Consider the following 16,293-nt stretch of genomic DNA (forward strand, 5'->3'; position numbering starts at 1 on the left):
CGGTCGCGCCAAACTCTCGCCGACCGCTCGCAGTCCGTGATCAGCGGTCAACGGGGCCCGCGCGCGCCCCGACGGTCACCGTGCCCAGCTCGGCCGGGACGAGCGGCGGCTGCGCACGCACCCGTACCAGCGCATCCCGGCCGTCCAGCTCGCATGCCCGCAGCCGGGTGTCCATCCGCCGGGCCACCCGGCCCGCCTGCGCGCACGCGCCGTCCGTGCCGTCCGAGACGTGCGCCGCGGCGGCCAGCGCGGCAAGGTCGGCGGCAGCCGCGACGCGGTGCCGGGTCACCGTGGCAGCGCCCAGCCAGATCAGCAGGCCGTAGAAGGTCAGGACCGCGAACACCGCCCCCGCGGCACACACCGTGGCGAAACCCTCATCGTCACGGCCGGTCACGGCACACCGCCCTGCAGCTCGCCCGGTTGCGCAGCCACGGGCTCGGGGACGGCGAACGCATCCCCGCGAACGATCACCCCGGGCAGCAGTCCGCCCGCCGGAACGACAGTCACCGTGACGGCGATACCGTTCGTCGACTCGTCCACCTCCCACCGGGCATCAGCGGGCGCGATTCGGCTGACGGCCTCGTCCGCGCGCTCCGCCTGGCCACGAGCGATCAGTCGAGCGGCCTCCCGCGCGGCATCGGTACAGCGGAGCTGATCGGTGACCGCGGCGACACCCGCGATCGTCGCTACCAGCACCGCGACGAGGGAAGCCAGCGCGAGCGCCGCCTCCACGGTCACCGATCCCCGTTCCGAGCTTCCCTTCGCCAGCATCTAGAACCCCGTGCTGAGCGCTCGTTCGATCAGCGCCGTCAGCGCGGACACCACCGAATCCCCGGTCACGACGCTGTAGAGCACCGCGGCGAACGCGGCCGCGGCGAGCGTGCCGATGGCGTATTCCACGGTGCCCATCCCGTCCTCCGCTGCTCGCAGCGCCGCGAGCCGGGGCCGCATCCCCTTCGGCACGCCAGGGGGGAGGTTGCCGGGCGGAGTGTTGCTGCGCTGTGTCGTCGACATGACGGTCACCTCCGAAACCTCCAGTCACCACCTCCCGCGAACGCCCCGGTGGGCGTTCACCACTGATACACCTCGAGCTCCGGCCCGGCCGCGCGATCAGTACGCGGTCGTCAATTCGCCGAAGAGCCCGAGCACCACGGGCGCGACCCCCACACAGACGAACGCCGGGAGAAAACACAACCCGAGCGGCCCCGCGATGAGCACCCCGGCCCGCTGCGAACGCTCCTCCGCGCCCTCGGCCAGCCGCGCCCGCACCCTCGTGGCGAGCTCACATGCCACGCCCGCGAGCGCCGTACCGGACACCGCGGCCCGCCGCGCCGCGCGTGCCAGCTCCGCGGTCTGCTCGCACGCCAGTGCGGGTTCCCACGCCGTGCCGGGATCGGCGCCGAGCGCGAGCAGATCGGCGGTCGCCCGCAACGCGCCTGCCGGCTGCTCGGGCAGCACACCCGTGATCGCGAGCACCGCATCCGGGACCGACAACCCGGACCGCAGACCGGCGGCGAGCAAGTCGAAACACGCCGCCAGATCGAGCTGTTCGGCCGCTGCCGAACCCCGCGCGCGGACCAGTACCTCCCGCAGGCGCGGGCGCGCCCACCAGGCCACCGCGCCGACGGCCGCGGCGACGGCGAGCGCGTACCAGCCACCGCCCACCGCCGCGGCGAGCACAGCAGCGACCACCGCGGCGTAAGCCGGGACGGCCTGATCCACGGTCACCCCGTCTCTCGCGCGGGTCACCCCGGTGACGAGCAGCCGGCGTGTACGCGCCTCCGCCACGACGCCTGCCGGTGACGCGAGGACGGCGACACCGAGCACCCCGACGGCCACCGCGTTCACAGCCGCACCTCCGCTCTGGTCAACCGGGCGCTCCACGCGAGACCGGCGCACAGCAACGCGCCACCGAGCACCAGCAGCAGCTGCCCTTGCGCCGTCGAACCGAGGACGTCCAGCGGGCGAGCGCCCATGAACTGCCCAAGGGCCAGGCCAAGCAGTGGCAATGCCGCGAGCACCAGCACGCTGGTCCGTGGTCCCGCCATCCGCGCGCGGTGCTGGGCGGTGAAACCTGCCACCGCGTCCAGGTCGCCACGCACCGCCTCGAGCACATCGGCCAGCGGGACACCGTAGCCCTGCGCGAGCCGCCACGCGTTGGCCAACTTGACCAGGGGTCGCCGCGGTACGGGCCCGGTGGCCGGCATACCGCTCAGCGCAGCCTCGACATCTCCGCCGAGGCGCGCAAGAGCGGCCACGCTCCGCAGGACCGCGCCCGCCGAGCGGTGCGAGCCGGACGCGTCCTCGGCCGCGGCCTCCGCCGCCGACGCCGGATGGGTACCGGAACGCAGCTCCGCCACCAGGGTGGCCAGGCCCACCGACAGCCCTCGGAGCGCAGCCTGGCGCGCACGCTCCCTGCCACGCACCTGCTGCCGACGCCAGACCAGTAGGCCCAGCGCGGCAGCCACGCCCGCACCGGCTGGGCCGAGGACGAGCCCCGAGCCGATGCAGATCACGACCAGCGCGGCACCAGGCCACATGCCCCGCCCGGCGGATCCGCCACGCCGATCCCGCCGGGAGCCCCGCAACGCACGCAACCGGGCACGTCCCCGGCAGGCAGGCATACCCAGCAGGGCGACGGCAAGCGACAGCACGGCGGCGATCAGCATTCGCACCGCACCCCACGATCGTCGAGGGCGGCACGGAGCGCGTCCCCGTACCGGGCCCACTGCCCGTCCCGCCACGCGGGGACGACCTCGACCTCGCCCCGTGCCCTGCGCGGGACACCGATCTCGGCGAGCACGCGGCCGCCACCTGCCGAGCGCCGCATGTGCAGCACGACCTGGACCGCCGCGGCCAGCTGGCTGTGCAGTGCTTCGCGCGGCATGCCGCCGAGTGCGGCGAGCGCCTCGAGCCGGGCGGGTACCTCCGCAGGCGAGTTCGCGTGCAGCGTCCCGGCACCGCCGTCGTGGCCGGTGTTGAGCGCGTTCAGCAGATCGCAGACCTCCTTGCCCCGGACCTCGCCGACCACGATCCGGTCCGGCCGCATCCGCAGCCCCTGACGCACCAGGTCACACACGGTTACCTCGCCCACTCCCTCCACATTGGCGGGACGGGCCAGCAGCCTGACGAACTGGGGATGGACCGGTCGCAGCTCACCGGCGTCCTCGACACAGACGATCCGCTCGGCGTGCGGCACCGCTCCGAGTAGAGCTCCGAGCAACGTGCTCTTGCCGGACCCCGTACAACCGGTGACCAGTACGGCCAGCCGAGCCGCGACCACGGCCGCGAGAATCGCCTCCGTCCCGGCGTCCAGCGTGCCCAGCCGCGTCAGCGTCGCCAGGTCGTAGGTGGCGGGCCGGAGCACTCGCAACGACAGGCAGGTGCCGTCCGGGGCAACGGGCGGCAGCACCGCGTGCAACCGCACCTGACGATCCGAGTCCGTCCCCGGCAGCCAACCGTCCACATAGGGCTGTGCATCGTCCAGCCTGCGGCCGGCCGCGAGGGCGAGCCGCTGCGCGAGGCGACGTACCGCTGGTTCGTCCGGGAACGTGACCGAGGTCCGACGCAGCCCTTCCGGACCGTCCGCCCACACCTGGTCCGGGGCGGTAACGAGAACATCGGTCACTGCCGGGTCGCTTACCAGCTTCTCGAGCGGGCCCACCCCCTCGAGCTCGTCGCGCAACGTGTGCAACGCGGCGAGAACATCACCGTGCGCGGCGACCCCGCCGATCTCGGCGCGCACCGCGTCCGCCACAGCCGACGGCCGTACGTCCGCACCGTCGACCGCGAGCCTGCGACGAACTCGCTCGACAAGGTCCCCGCGCATCACGCCGCTCCCGCGTTGCCGAACCGTTCCCCGCGCATCACGCCGCTCCCACCTGCTCGTCACGACCACCGGCCAACGCGCGCAGGACGTCCCGCGCGCCGGTGGCGAGCGGTCCGCGCTGCCGGGGATCGAACCGGCCCCGCTCGAGCGCGCTGCCCAACCGCGGTTCCGCCCGCATCACCGTGAGCACGGGCAACCCGACCACCTCGGCGATCGCCTCAGCAGGCAACGCTTCCGGCGCGGGCCCGCGCACCACGAGGGCCAACCGGTCGGACAGTGGCCGCAGCCGTTCGAGCACCCGCGTGGCCGCGGTGCACGCGCGCACCTCAGCGGGGACCACGAGGCACACCAGGTCGGCCAGCTCTGCCGCGCGGCGATCGCACGGCGCGAGCTCGCGGGAGAGGTCACACGCGACTGTGGCGCCGGAACGCCTGCCGGCGTCGACGACGGCGGCCACCCCGTCCGGATCCGGTCTCGCACCGTCCCTGGCGCAGGAGATCACGGAGAGCTCACCACTACCGTAGGAAAGCCGGGGTAGCGCACCACGCAGCGAGCTCATCGACACCCGACCCGAGCCCAGGCTCAGATCCGGCCACCGCGAACCGGCATCGAACTCCGCGCCGAGCACCAGGTCGATCCCTCCGCCGAGCGGGTCGCAGTCGACAAGCACGGCCTCCTCCCCCGAACGGCTGGCGGCCACGCCGATGCTGGCCGCGAACACCGAGGCGCCCGCGCCGCCGCGCCCACCGACCACCGCGACCACGCGGCCGTCCCCGCCACTCGGCCCCTCCACCACATCGGCGAACACAGCGACGAGGGAGGACTCCTCGCCAGGCAACGTCAGCACGTGCTCGACGCCGGTGCGGAAGACAAGCTGCCAGGTGTGCGCGGCGAGCTCGGCGGCGCACACCAACACGACCGAACTCGCCCGCGGCAGATCCCTGCCTGCACACTGCGTGAGGGCGGTCTCGTCGAGCACCACGAGCGGAGCCCGCGACCAGCCTCGCCGCACGGCCTCGGCATCCGGCGCGCACTCCACCTCGCAACCGACCGACGCGGCGATCCGCAGGACGTGGTCGAGAAGGTCCTCGTCGTCGACGACGACCAGTGGCAGATGTCCCGTCATGGCGTCCCCCGTTCTCCGGCTGTGCTCGGTTTGACCGAACGGACACCGCACACCGTCGCGCCTACGCGGTCCCGCTCCCAACAGCCCGGCACTCCGGTTGTGGACAACAGGGGTGTTGTGGACAACCTGTGGCCCGACTACCGCCCCGAACGTCACACCCGACGCGAGAACCTATGCTGTTCGCATGGGTCCCCTCCCCGACACGGCGGCCGCGGCCTCACCAACCGAGCCTGCCAACCGCATCGCCGCGTTCTTCGATCTCGACAAGACCGTCATCGCCTCGTCCAGCGCGCTCGCGTTCAGCAGGCCGTTGCTGCGACAAGGTCTGATCAACCGGCGTGCGGCGCTCAAGAGCGCCTACGCCCAACTGATGTTCTCGCTGTCCGGGGCGGACGCCGCCAAGACCGAACGGCTCCGCGAGCAGATCTCGACGCTGTGCGCAGGCTGGGACGTCGCCCAGGTCAGCGCGATCGTGCACGAGACGCTGCACGACGTGGTCGACCCGCTGGTCTACGCGGAGGCCGCCGAGATGATCGCGGGCCACAAGGCCGAGGGTCACGACGTCGTCGTGCTGTCGGCGACCGGCGCGGAAGTGGTCGAGCCGATCGCCGAGTTGCTCGGTGCGGACCTGTGCGTCGGAACGCGCATGGAGATCGCCGGCGGAAGGTATACCGGCGAGGTCGAGTTCTACTGTTACGGCGAGGAGAAAGCCACCGCCGCGCGCAGCCTGGCCGAGGCGCACGGCTACGACCTCACCCGCTGCTACGCCTACACCGACTCCAGCACCGACCTACCGCTGCTCGAGGCCGTGGGGATCCCGTGCGCGGTCAACCCGGACAAGGCACTTCGCCGCACAGCCACCGAACGGGAGTGGCCCGTGCTGCTGTTCTCGAAGCCGGTCTCGATGCGGACCAGGATCCCGAGCGCGACCACGGTGGCGCTCGGTGTGGGTGTGGGTGCGGTTGCGGTTGCGGCGGGAGCCACCTGGTACGGCTTCCGGCACCGCAGGAAAGGCACGTCATGAGGATCCTGAGGGTGATAGCTCCCCCCGGCACATGAACAGCATCCTAGCAGGTCAACAGGGGCGAGTCACGGGATCCGCGCACTGTACCGGTGCACCGCACCACCCCCTTGCAGCGACGGAGATCACTGGGTAGAAAGAAGGTGCGGACTCCTGGAGGCCAGGGAGGAGACAAGGAGAAGTCTCATCCACCCCGAAGGGACTCCGTGCGCGGACTTCGGGCACCCACGCGGAGCACGCCGCGGGAGGCTTGTCGTTAAACGGACTGCGTACTGGGACGCCGGGCGCCGAGTCCTACTGAGTACGACACGAAACGCACGCATGGTAACCCGATAGCCTGCGCCACGCGGCGGCGTCAGCCGGTTCCGGCCGGCGGGCGCCGCCATCTTTGTGCGGCTCGCTTTGTGCGGCTCGCCGCCCCCGGCACGCGCAACGCCAGGGTCATTCCTCGGCCGCGGCATCGGCGATGCTGAGCCCCTCCTTCGCCCCGGCCTCGAAAGCCTCGCAGCACAGCAACAGCCATGTCCCGACGCCCTCCGGCTCGCCACCCGCGAACCCCTGGGCGGCCTCGCGGTAGCGACGCATCCGGCGCAGGAAAGCTACCTCAGGGACGCACAGCCCCTTCGGGTCGAGCCCGGTCGCGATCATGGTCAGCCTGCCGGCCGCGCGCGCGACCACGCCATCCGCCGTACCGAACGGCTCGAGCGAGAGAAGCTCACCGTGCACGACAGCGGCCAGCACCGGCCCAGGGACCGAGGTGCTCCCGCTGAGCAGCTGCGCCAACATCTCGATACGTTCCGGGGCGTCACCGGACCGGCGCGGCCTGCCCAGCTGCTCCGGATCGGGCTGCAGGTCGGAGGCCGCGAGCACGTGCATCCTGGCGAGGACCTGCAGCGGGGCTCGCTGCCAGGTGGGAAGCAACGACCCGAGGGCTTCGCCCACCCGCAGCGCCCCGGCCAGGACCGGCTCGTCCACCTCGCCGCCCTCCGGCAGTTCCACGTCGGCACCGTCGATGGCCGCCGAGGCGCGGGCGGCGCGCACCGTCGCTTCCGCGGCGGTCGTCGGCCACCCCCGCCGGTTGACGGGATGGTTGTGCACCGCGTCCACGGCGTCGCGGGCCGCGCGCACCGCGTCGGGAACGTCCGGGAGGTCCAGGAGGGGGGCAAGTGGGTCGCTCACAACGGTCAACGCTATCGGCCGCCCGGCACGCTGCGCGTATCAACCCCATCCCGGCTCCGGTCAGCCACCACTCGCCGAGGAATCACCGGCCGCGTTCCACCCGGCAGGCGATTCGGACCAGCCGTGCGGCGAGATCAACCGCTCGCATGCGATACGGGTGCGACCGTTTCGGTGGAGTACTAGCGTCAGTACCGTACCGGCATCGCCGATGGCTTGTGTCACAGTGGCATTCCGGCACCCGGCCGACACGGTCCCTGGCATCGAAGATCTCGAGGAGGCCCCGCACCATGGCAGAGCAATCCCCCGCGCTCGACAACCTGCTCAGTGAAAGCCGCACGTTCCCGCCGAGTGCCGCGTTCGCGGCGCAGGCGAACGCGACCGCGGACGCTTATGCCAAGGCCGAAACCGACCGCGAAAGGTTCTGGGAGGAACAAGCCGAGCGGCTGCACTGGGACACGCGGTGGAGCCAGGTACTCGACTGGTCCGGAGCACCGTTCGCGAAGTGGTTCGTGGGCGGCAAGCTCAATGTCGCCTACAACTGCGTCGACCGGCACGTCGAGGCAGGACACGGCGACCAGGTGGCGATCCACTGGGTCGGCGAGCCCGGCGACACGCGCGACATCACCTACGCGCAGCTGCAGCGCGAGGTCTGCCGCGCAGCCAACGCGTTGACCTCGCTCGGAGTGTCGGCGCACGACCGGGTCGCCATCCAGCTCCAGATGGTCCCCGAGGCCATCATCGCGATGCTGGCCTGCGCCCGGATCGGCGCGATGCACAGCGTCGTCTTCGGCGGGTTCTCTCCCGCCGCGCTGCGGACCAGGGTGGATGACGCCAGCGCCAAGGTCGTGATCACCTCGGACGGCCAGTACCGCAGGGGCAAGGCCGCTCCCATGAAGTCCGCCGTCGACGAGGCGCTGGAGGGTGCCGAGAGCGTGGAGAAACTCCTCGTCGTGCGGCGCACCGGCGACGAGATCGGCGAGATCCCGTGGAAGGAAGGCCGCGACCTCTGGTGGCACGAGCTGCTCGACTCGCAGCCCGACGAGCACACCGCGCAGCCGTTCGACTCCGAGCACCCGCTGTTCATCCTCTACACCTCGGGAACGACGGGCAAGCCGAAGGGGATCCTGCACACCTCCGGTGGGTACCTGACACAGGCGGCCTACACCCATCACACGGTCTTCGACCACAAGGCGGGGGAGGACGTGTACTGGTGCACGGCCGACATCGGCTGGGTCACCGGGCACACCTACATCGTCTACGGTCCGCTGGCCAACCGGGCGAGGCAGGTGGTGTACGAGGGCACGCCCAATACCCCGCACGAGGGCAGGCACTGGGAGATCGTGCAGAACTACAAGGTCTCCCTGTACTACACCGCGCCTACCCTGATCCGCACGTTCATGAAGTGGGGAGACGACATCCCCGCCCGGTACGACCTGTCCTCGCTACGGTTGCTCGGCACCGTGGGCGAGCCGATCAACCCGGAAGCCTGGATGTGGTACCGCGAGCACATCGGCGGCGGGTCCGCACCGATCGTCGACACCTGGTGGCAGACCGAGACCGGCGGGATCATGATCTCCCCGCTTCCCGGTGTCACGCACACCAAGCCCGGGTCCGCGCAGCGCCCGATTCCCGGCATCTCCGCGAAGGTCGTCGACGACTCCGGCACCGAGGTTCCCTTCGGCTCCGGTGGCTACCTGGTGATCGACAAGCCGTGGCCCGGTATGTTGCGCACGATCTGGGGTGACGACCAGCGCTACAAGGACACGTACTGGTCCACCTTCGCGGACGCGGGCTACTACTTCGCAGGCGACGGCGCGAAGTACGACGACGACGGCGACATCTGGCTACTCGGCCGGGTCGACGACGTCATGAACGTCTCCGGGCACCGCATCTCCACCACCGAGGTGGAGTCGGCACTGGTGTCCCACCCCGACGTGGCCGAGGCCGCCGTGGTGGGAGCTACCGACGAGACCACAGGGCAGGGCGTGGTCGCCTTCGTCATCCTGCGCGGCGGGACCGCGGGAGGGACCGCCTCCGACGCCGACAACAGCGAGACGGTGAACGCCCTCCGTCAGCACGTCGCGGGCGAGATCGGGCCGATAGCCAAGCCGCGCCAGATCATGGTGGTGCCGGAACTACCCAAGACCCGTTCCGGCAAGATCATGCGGCGCCTGCTGCGGGACGTGGCCGAGAACCGCGAGGTCGGCGACGTGACCACGCTCGCAGACTCCTCCGTGATGGACCTGATCTCCGCGGGCCTGCACAAGGGGTCCGACGAGGACTGATCCCTCGCTGTGTCGGCCCGCCAAGCACGCCGTGTCGGGCGGGCCGACACAGCGTGTTGGGCTCATGGCACGCAACGCAGTGTGCCGGCGGGCCCAACGCAGTGTGCCGGCGAGCCCGACACGGTGTGCCGGTGGGCCCGACACGCGGGTTACTGGCTCAGGTGGTCGTAGCGGGTCCGGTCGCTGAGGCGGGCGCCGGTGAGGTAACCGGCCCTGCCGAGCGCATGCCCGCCCACCGCGGCCGTGGCGAGGTTGACCACGATGGCCAGCAGCGCCTTGGCGGCATTGAGCGTGCTCGGCTCGTGCAGCAGCACGCCGAGCAGGATTAGGGCCAGGCCGAGCCCCGATGCGGTAGTGATCGCGCTGATGCGCGAGTACAGATCGGGCAGCCGCAGCAGCCCCACACCGGCCAGGGCGAACACCACGGCGCCGAGCACGATCAGGACCGTGCCCGCGAGGTTCAGCGCGAAACTCATCGGTACCCCCTGGTCACCAGGCGAGCGATGGACAGTGTCGCGAGGAACCCGACGACGGTGGCCACCAGCACGACATCCAGCACGATGTCCGTGTCCATCCGCAGGCCGAGCAACGCGACGACCCCGATGAAGCCGAAGAAGACCAGATCGGCCGACACCGCGCGGTCACTGTCGTTCGGACCGGTGAACATCCGGTAGCTCGCAGGCAGCAGCGTCAGCGCGACCACAACCAGCGCGATATCCAGCACGATGCTCATGCCCCGCCTCCCATCCGGCCGCGCATCTCGGCCGGTAACTCGCCCACATCGCCGTACCGGCGCATGCCGGTCAGCATCCGGGCCTCCAGCTCGTACAGCTGGGCGCGGAACTCGTCGACGTCCGGGGCGTACATGCCGTGCACGTACAGCTCCGGCGGGTCGTTGGACACGGACAGGGTCAGCGTCCCGGGGGTCAGGGAGATCATGTTGGCGAGCATGGTGATCTCCAGATCCGACCGGCAGCGCAGTGGCAGCCGCGCGATCCCCGCCGACATCCTGCTACCCGGGGTCACGATGTCCCGGGCCACCGCGATGTTCGAGCGCAGGAGCAACCAGATGAAGTACAGCAAGCAGCCCAGTGCTCGCACGGGCCAGCTCAGCAAACTGATCACGAACCGATCACCGCCTCGATGTAGCCACTGACGTCGAGCAACCCCGCCGCGGCCTGCTCGGAGAGCACGAGCAGGCCCTGCCCTCCGAGCCCGATTCCCAACGTCACCACGGTCAGGACCAGGCCAGGCAGGGCAAGGGCCGGTGGGGCGTGGGTGAGCAGCGCACCGGGACGCCGGGCACTCACCGCATGCACCTCGTCCTCGTGGGCCCGGCCCCAGAAGACGCCCCGCCAGATCCGGAGTACGGACATCAAGCTGAACAGGCTGACCACGACAGCGACCACCGCGATCGCGATCTGCTGCTCGTCCACGGCCGCCTTCACGATGGCGACCTTGCCGACGAACCCGGAGAACGGCGGTATCCCCGCGAGCGACAGCGCCGACCCCATGAACGCGGCGGCGATCAGCGGTTCCGTCCGGGCGATACCGCCGACCGAGCCGAGCCGGCCCGTTCCGTAGCTGACCTCGACCGCGCCGGTCGACAGCAGCAGCGACGCCTTCACGATCATGTGGTGCACCAGGTAGAAGATGCCGGCCATCAGGCCGAGCGGCCCGAACAGCGCCACGCCGAGCAGGATGTACCCGATACCGCTGACCATGTTGAACACCAGGATCGAGCGCATCGACTCCTGGCCGACGGCACCGAACACGCCCACCAGCATCGTCAACGACAGCACGAGGAGGACGAGCCCGGTGTAGGCCGTGCCGCCGTCGAACACGACGGCGTAGATGCGGTAGATGGCATAGACGGCGACCTTGGTGTGCAGCCCGGAGAACAGGGCCGTCAGCGCGGGTGAGGTCGCCGGGTACGTGCTGGTCAACCATCCGTGCACCGGCACGACCGCCGCCTTCACCGACAGCGCGATGAGCGGCACCGACGCGGCCGCCGCGACCGCGGGCGACTCGGCGGCGGCCCCGGCCAGCTCCGCGATGTTGACGGTTCCCGCGGTGCCGTACACCAACCCGACACCGGCCACGAAGATCGTCGATGTCAGCAGGTTCATCGCGACGTACAGGCGACCCGCAGGCAACCGGTCCCTGCCCCCGAGCACGGCGATCAACCCGTACGAAGGCAGCAGCATGACCTCGATGAACACGAACAGGTTGAAGAGATCCCCGGTAAGCAGCGCCCCGTACACCCCGGCGGAGAGCATGAGCACGAGCGCGGAGAAATAGGGACGCCGGTCATCTCCGGATACGATGGCGAACATCGAGCACAGCAGCGTCAACAGCGCCGTAACCGTGATCATCAGCGCGCTGAACATGTCCGCGACGAACGGGATCGCGATCCCGCTCGGCCACAGCCCCACGGCGTGCGCTGTCACGACGCCGTCCCAGCTCGTGAAGCACAGCACGGTTCCGAACACCAACGCGAAGGCGCTTACCCCGAGCAGCACGGCACGCCGCAACACCTCGACGTGGCGCGCGACCGCCAGCAGCGCCGCGGACAGCAGCGGCACGATGACGAGCAGCGGCAGCAGTGCGGGACTCATCGACGATCCTCCGTGTCATCGTCCCCCTCGCCCGCGCCGGCCAGGGTGAGCATGTAAATCGTGATCGCGAAGGCGATCACGATCGCGGTCAGGACGAACGCCTGCGGCAACGGGTCCGCGGCCGTGGCCAGATCCGCGATCGACAGCAGCGGCTCACCACGCCGCGCGGCGCCGCCCGCCGACAGCAGCACGAGGTTCGCGGCGTGCCCGAGCAGCACGAACCCGAACGCGATACGCACCATGCCACGTTGCAGCACCAGGAAGGTCCCGCCCGCGACAAGAACACCAACCACCAACGCCAAGCTCATCGGCGACCTCCCGATCCCGGAAGCGGTTCCGTGGCCTCGTACCGCGAGTCCGGCTCGCCCGGCTCGCCCGGCTCGGCGGCGACGGTGCCGGCGGGATCGCTGCGCCGGTTGCCGGTCTCCGTGCCCGGCGGAACGTCCTCCACACCCAGCCGGTTCAGCGCCGTCACGGTCACGCCGATCACGGCGAGGTACACGCCGATGTCGAACACCAGCGCCGTGCTGAAGTGGTAATGCCCGCCGCCGAACAGCGGGATATCGGCGTGCAACGGCCGCAGGAACCCGCCGTCGCCGAACCCGAGCACGCCGACGAGCGTCGCCACACCGACACCGCTCGCGATCAACCCGACGTAGGGCCACCGGATCGGCGCGGCTTCCGCCGAGGAGGCGCTCAGGTAGGCCAGCGCGAATCCGGCCCCACCGACGAGTGCGGCGATGAAGCCGCCACCTGGCTCGCCGTGCCCGCGCACCAGCAGGTACAGCGACAGCACGACCAGCACCGGGGCGAGCCAGCGGCCGACCGTACGTGCCAGGATCATGTTCCCGGCAGGCGAACCGATCGGGGTCCCGATGTACCGCGCCGCCTGCGGGCTGGAGTCACCACGCATCAGGCCGTTGACCTCGAGTACCGCGAGGATGACCACGCCTGCGAGACCGAGGACGGTCAGCTCCCCGAGGGTGTCCAGCGCACGGAAGTCCACGAGGATCGTGTTGACCACGTTCGTACCGCCGGTCTCCTCCTTGGCCTCCCGCAGGAAGTACTCGCCAGCGCCGGAGATCTCGCGCCGCCCGGTGAACGCGAACGTGCCGACCGCGGCGGCGCCGCCCGCGAGCAGCGCGACCCCGGCAGCCACCGACTTCCGTAGCGCGCCCGTCGAGTGGAAGGACTTCGGCAGCCTGCGCAGGACGAGCACGGCCACCACGACCGTGAGCACCTCGACGAGCAGCTGTGTCAGCCCGACGTCCGGAGCGCCGAGGATGAAGAAGAACAGCGCTATGACGAACCCGATCACGCCGAGCAGGGCCAGCCCCGCCAACCGCGACCGGGTGAGCACGATCCCGACGGTCCCCCCGGCCACCAGGGCCATCAGCAGCCAGTCCATCGGCCGGGTGACCGGCTCGGGAAACGGGGGGACGCGCACTCCCGTCAGCAACGCTCCCGCCCCGAATGCGGCGAGCACCACGAACGGGACGGCCAGATGCCGAGCCGGCGAGAACGTCCGTGTGAGCCCGGCGACCCGCGCGCCGAAGGTGATCGCGGCGGCGTGGCACCGCTCGAAGACCTGCACACCGGTAACGGGGAACAGCCTGCGGTCCAGCAACCGGTCGATGAACTCGCGGCGCAGGAACAGCACCACACCGACGGCGATGGTGACGACCGACATGTACAGCTCGGGCGCGACGCCGTGCCACAGGCCCAGGTGTATCTCGCCCGGGGTGCCGCGCGTGTCGAGGACGACACGGTCGATCAACGGGTCCAGCCAGCCCGCGAAGAACCCGAGCACGAGCCCGGCGATCGAGGAGACCGCGGCAGGCAGCAGGAACACCAGCGAGGGTTCCCGCAGCCTCGTCTGCGTGGTCGGCCCGCCGAAGGCGCCGTAGACGATCCGGAACGAGTACGCGAACGTCAGTATCGCGCCGACCACGGCGGCGGCCCCGACGAGCGGGCCCACCACGGCAGGGCCGGGGGCCTCGAGGTAGCTCGCGAAGAGCTTCTCCTTGGAGATGAAGCCCAGCAACGGTGGCACACCGGCCATGGACAGCGCCGACAGCGCGGCCAGGCCCGCTGTGATCGGCATGACCCGGCGCAGGCCGGTCAGCCTTCGGATATCCCTGCTTCCGACTTCCCGGTCGATCACGCCGACGAGCATGAACAGCGTGGCCTTGAACAGCGCGTGCGCCAGGGTGTGCACACCCGCCGCAGCCAGGGCCCCTGGAGTCCCGATGCCGATGACCGCGACGAGGAACCCGAGCTGGCTCACCGTGGAGTAGGCGAGCAGCTCCTTGAGGTCGTGACGTTGCAGCGCGAACAACGCCGCCATGATCGCCGTCAGCAGCCCGACGCCGATGAGCAGGACGTTCCAGGTGATGTTGTCGGCCAGCGCGGGCGAGAAGCGCATCAGCAGGTAGATACCTGCCTTGACCATCGCGGCGGCATGCAGGTACGCGCTGACCGGCGTGCTCGCCGCCATCGCGTCCGGCAACCAGTAGTGGAACGGAAACTGTGCCGACTTGGTGAACGCGGCGATGATGACCAGCACACCGGTCGTGGTCGCGAACGCCGGATCCTCCTGCCACGCGGGGTCGGCCAGGATCACGCTGAGCCGGGAGGTGCCGATGTGCACGATCATCGTGATCACGGCACCGAGCAACGCCAGCCCACCGGCGACGGTGAGCAGCAGCGTACGTATCGCGGGCTGGTTCGCGGAGTGTCCGGTTCGTCCGATCAGGAAGAACGAGCAGACCGTCGTCAGCTCCCAGAAAACGAACAGCAGTACCACGTCATCGGCGACGACGAGCCCGAACATGGCGGCGGCGAACAGCGCCATGAGGAAGTAGTAGTCGCCGTGCTTACCCCGGCTGAAGTAGCGCGCCGAGTAGCCCATGATCAGCGCGCCGACGCCGAGTACCAGGATGACGAACAGCAGGCCGGTGCCATCGAGGCGGAAGTCGAACAGCACGTCGATGGCAGGCATCCACGGCGCGGAGTACTCGATCTCCTCGTCGTGGGTGATGATGCGCGGTGCTTCCACGGCCAGCACGGCACCGAGCGCGAGGAAGATCACGGCCAGCAGCCAGCCCGCTGCCCTCCCGACGAACCGATCGAGGACGGGCGCGGCCACCGCGACAAGAACGAGCAGGCCAAGAACCAATGGCAGTACCACGAAGCCGCCCTTTCAACGGATGCACGGCAGGGAAAGACTATCCGGCGACAGCATCCCGGAACGGTGTGCTGTCAGCACCTCGCCTTACCCGACGGGGGGCATCCGCTGCCGTGGTGACCCCACGTACTGCTGTATCCATTGGTACCGGTCGAACGTGACGGTGCCGCGGAGGCGGGCTCACCGGCGAGCACCCCGGCCACGACGCGCAGTCCGGACAGTCTCAACCGCGGAAGGCACAGCTGTCGGCTCATGACCGCTCGCACCTCGACTTCCTCGGCCTCGCCCGTTCGGTTGCGAGCAGCACGATATCAGTCCAACGGCTGACGGAAAGGAGATCAGCAACCGAGATCGTGCTCTTCGTCACAGGTCACAGTGGGTTTCGTCACCGAACACACGTCCGAGCCAACCGGCCCCCGTCGAGGGGTGCGAGCACGGGACACACGCGACAATCGAGGTCAGTGCATCACCCGCAGTGTTCCATGGCACGATTGGGCCCGTGAATCAACGCAGCGAGAGCCACGACGCAGCGGGCATGCCCTACCTTCCCCTGTCGGAAGAACAGGGCGGCAACGGCGCGGGTGGTGACCAGTCCATCGGCTCGCTGGTGCGAGACGCCTCCGAGCACGTGTCCACACTCGTCCGCGCCGAGTTCGAACTGGCCAAGTCCGAGGTCGTCGGCGAGGTCAAGAAGGGCGTCAGGGGCAGTGTCTACTTCATCATCGCCGGGGTCGTAGCGCTGTACAGCTCGTTCTTCTTCTTTTTCTTCCTCGGCGAGCTGCTGTCCGAATGGTTGATGCGCTGGGCGTCCTTCGGCATCGTCTTCCTGCTCATGCTCGTCACCGCCGGGGTCTTCGCCTACCTCGGGTACCGGAAGGTACGCAGGTTGCGAGCGCCGGAACGCACCATCACCAGCGTCAAGGACACCGCGGCGAGCCTGCGGCGCGGGCACGAGGCGGACGGCAGCAGTACGTTCGCCGGGCACGAAGGTGGTGTCGACGCGCCGCACGGCAGCCGAGCCCGCCCGTGAGCGACCCGGCACCGACCC

17 protein-coding genes are annotated in these 16,293 nt (G+C 70.1%); 3 read left to right on the forward strand and 14 right to left on the reverse strand.

The window, feature by feature from the left end; all coding sequences use genetic code 11:
• Positions 1–40 precede the first annotated feature (40 nt).
• The 7 genes from H0B56_RS17690 to ssd all read right to left on the reverse strand — a co-directional run bounded on the left by H0B56_RS17690 (position 41) and on the right by ssd (position 4,955).
• Positions 41–394, reverse strand: a complete 354-nt coding sequence (locus tag H0B56_RS17690; protein WP_180894216.1) for an Rv3654c family TadE-like protein — start codon at positions 392–394, stop codon at positions 41–43.
• Positions 391–771, reverse strand: coding sequence for a TadE family type IV pilus minor pilin (locus tag H0B56_RS17695; protein WP_180894217.1), 381 nt, complete (start codon positions 769–771; stop codon positions 391–393). Before H0B56_RS17695 ends, H0B56_RS17690 begins: the two co-directional genes overlap by 4 nt.
• Positions 772–1,014: a DUF4244 domain-containing protein gene (locus H0B56_RS17700; protein ID WP_343063941.1), complete on the reverse strand. Its 243-nt coding sequence runs from the start codon at positions 1,012–1,014 to the stop codon at positions 772–774.
• 96 nt (positions 1,015–1,110) lie between these two features.
• A complete protein-coding gene (locus H0B56_RS17705) occupies positions 1,111–1,848 on the reverse strand; it encodes a type II secretion system F family protein (RefSeq protein ID WP_343063942.1) in 738 nt (245 codons plus the stop codon).
• Positions 1,845–2,669 (reverse strand): type II secretion system F family protein, encoded by an 825-nt coding sequence (locus H0B56_RS17710; RefSeq protein WP_180894218.1) that lies wholly within the window; start codon positions 2,667–2,669, stop codon positions 1,845–1,847. The genes H0B56_RS17705 and H0B56_RS17710 overlap by 4 nt, the downstream gene beginning before the upstream one ends.
• Positions 2,663–3,829, reverse strand: a complete 1,167-nt coding sequence (locus H0B56_RS17715; RefSeq protein WP_180894219.1) for a TadA family conjugal transfer-associated ATPase — start codon at positions 3,827–3,829, stop codon at positions 2,663–2,665. The genes H0B56_RS17710 and H0B56_RS17715 overlap by 7 nt, the downstream gene beginning before the upstream one ends.
• 37 nt (positions 3,830–3,866) lie before the next feature.
• On the reverse strand, positions 3,867–4,955 hold the full coding sequence (gene ssd / locus H0B56_RS17720; protein ID WP_180894220.1) for a septum site-determining protein Ssd: 1,089 nt from the start codon (positions 4,953–4,955) through the stop codon (positions 3,867–3,869).
• A gap of 184 nt (positions 4,956–5,139) precedes the next feature.
• Between ssd and H0B56_RS17725 the strand changes: the two genes are divergently transcribed.
• The gene (locus tag H0B56_RS17725; protein ID WP_180894221.1) at positions 5,140–5,979 is read left to right on the forward strand and encodes an HAD family hydrolase; all 840 of its coding nucleotides are present in this window, start codon (positions 5,140–5,142) and stop codon (positions 5,977–5,979) included.
• 438 nt (positions 5,980–6,417) lie between these two features.
• Here the strand turns inward: H0B56_RS17725 and H0B56_RS17730 are convergent, their stop codons facing one another.
• Positions 6,418–7,155: a Fic family protein gene (locus tag H0B56_RS17730; protein ID WP_180894222.1), complete on the reverse strand. Its 738-nt coding sequence runs from the start codon at positions 7,153–7,155 to the stop codon at positions 6,418–6,420.
• Positions 7,156–7,442: 287 nt separating this feature from the next.
• Between H0B56_RS17730 and acs the strand changes: the two genes are divergently transcribed.
• Positions 7,443–9,440, forward strand: a complete 1,998-nt coding sequence (acs, locus tag H0B56_RS17735) for an acetate--CoA ligase (RefSeq protein WP_180894223.1) — start codon at positions 7,443–7,445, stop codon at positions 9,438–9,440.
• 149 nt (positions 9,441–9,589) lie between these two features.
• Here acs and mnhG read toward each other — a convergent pair whose 3' ends face one another.
• The 6 genes from mnhG to H0B56_RS17765 are packed head-to-tail and all read right to left on the reverse strand — an operon-like array spanning position 9,590 to position 15,248.
• Positions 9,590–9,916, reverse strand: a complete 327-nt coding sequence (mnhG, locus tag H0B56_RS17740; RefSeq protein WP_180894224.1) for a monovalent cation/H(+) antiporter subunit G — start codon at positions 9,914–9,916, stop codon at positions 9,590–9,592.
• Positions 9,913–10,173, reverse strand: coding sequence for an MrpF/PhaF family protein (locus H0B56_RS17745; protein WP_180894225.1), 261 nt, complete (start codon positions 10,171–10,173; stop codon positions 9,913–9,915). The genes mnhG and H0B56_RS17745 overlap by 4 nt, the downstream gene beginning before the upstream one ends.
• Positions 10,170–10,565, reverse strand: a complete 396-nt coding sequence (locus H0B56_RS17750) for a Na+/H+ antiporter subunit E (RefSeq protein WP_180894226.1) — start codon at positions 10,563–10,565, stop codon at positions 10,170–10,172. Before H0B56_RS17750 ends, H0B56_RS17745 begins: the two co-directional genes overlap by 4 nt.
• Positions 10,562–12,058 carry a monovalent cation/H+ antiporter subunit D family protein gene (locus H0B56_RS17755; protein WP_180894227.1) on the reverse strand — a complete coding sequence of 499 codons (1,497 nt, stop codon included), beginning with the start codon at positions 12,056–12,058 and terminating at the stop codon, positions 10,562–10,564. Before H0B56_RS17755 ends, H0B56_RS17750 begins: the two co-directional genes overlap by 4 nt.
• Positions 12,055–12,366 carry a sodium:proton antiporter gene (locus H0B56_RS17760; RefSeq protein WP_089301910.1) on the reverse strand — a complete coding sequence of 104 codons (312 nt, stop codon included), beginning with the start codon at positions 12,364–12,366 and terminating at the stop codon, positions 12,055–12,057. The genes H0B56_RS17755 and H0B56_RS17760 overlap by 4 nt, the downstream gene beginning before the upstream one ends.
• Entirely contained in the window at positions 12,363–15,248 is a 2,886-nt protein-coding gene (locus H0B56_RS17765; RefSeq protein ID WP_180894228.1) for a DUF4040 family protein, read from the reverse strand. Before H0B56_RS17765 ends, H0B56_RS17760 begins: the two co-directional genes overlap by 4 nt.
• A 532-nt stretch (positions 15,249–15,780) precedes the next feature.
• Here H0B56_RS17765 and H0B56_RS17770 point away from each other — a divergent pair.
• Positions 15,781–16,275 carry a phage holin family protein gene (locus tag H0B56_RS17770; protein ID WP_180894443.1) on the forward strand — a complete coding sequence of 165 codons (495 nt, stop codon included), beginning with the start codon at positions 15,781–15,783 and terminating at the stop codon, positions 16,273–16,275.
• Positions 16,276–16,293: the final 18 nt, after the last annotated feature.

The sequence above is a fragment of the Haloechinothrix aidingensis genome (assembly GCF_013450155.1).
Taxonomy (GTDB): domain Bacteria; phylum Actinomycetota; class Actinomycetes; order Mycobacteriales; family Pseudonocardiaceae; genus Haloechinothrix; species Haloechinothrix aidingensis.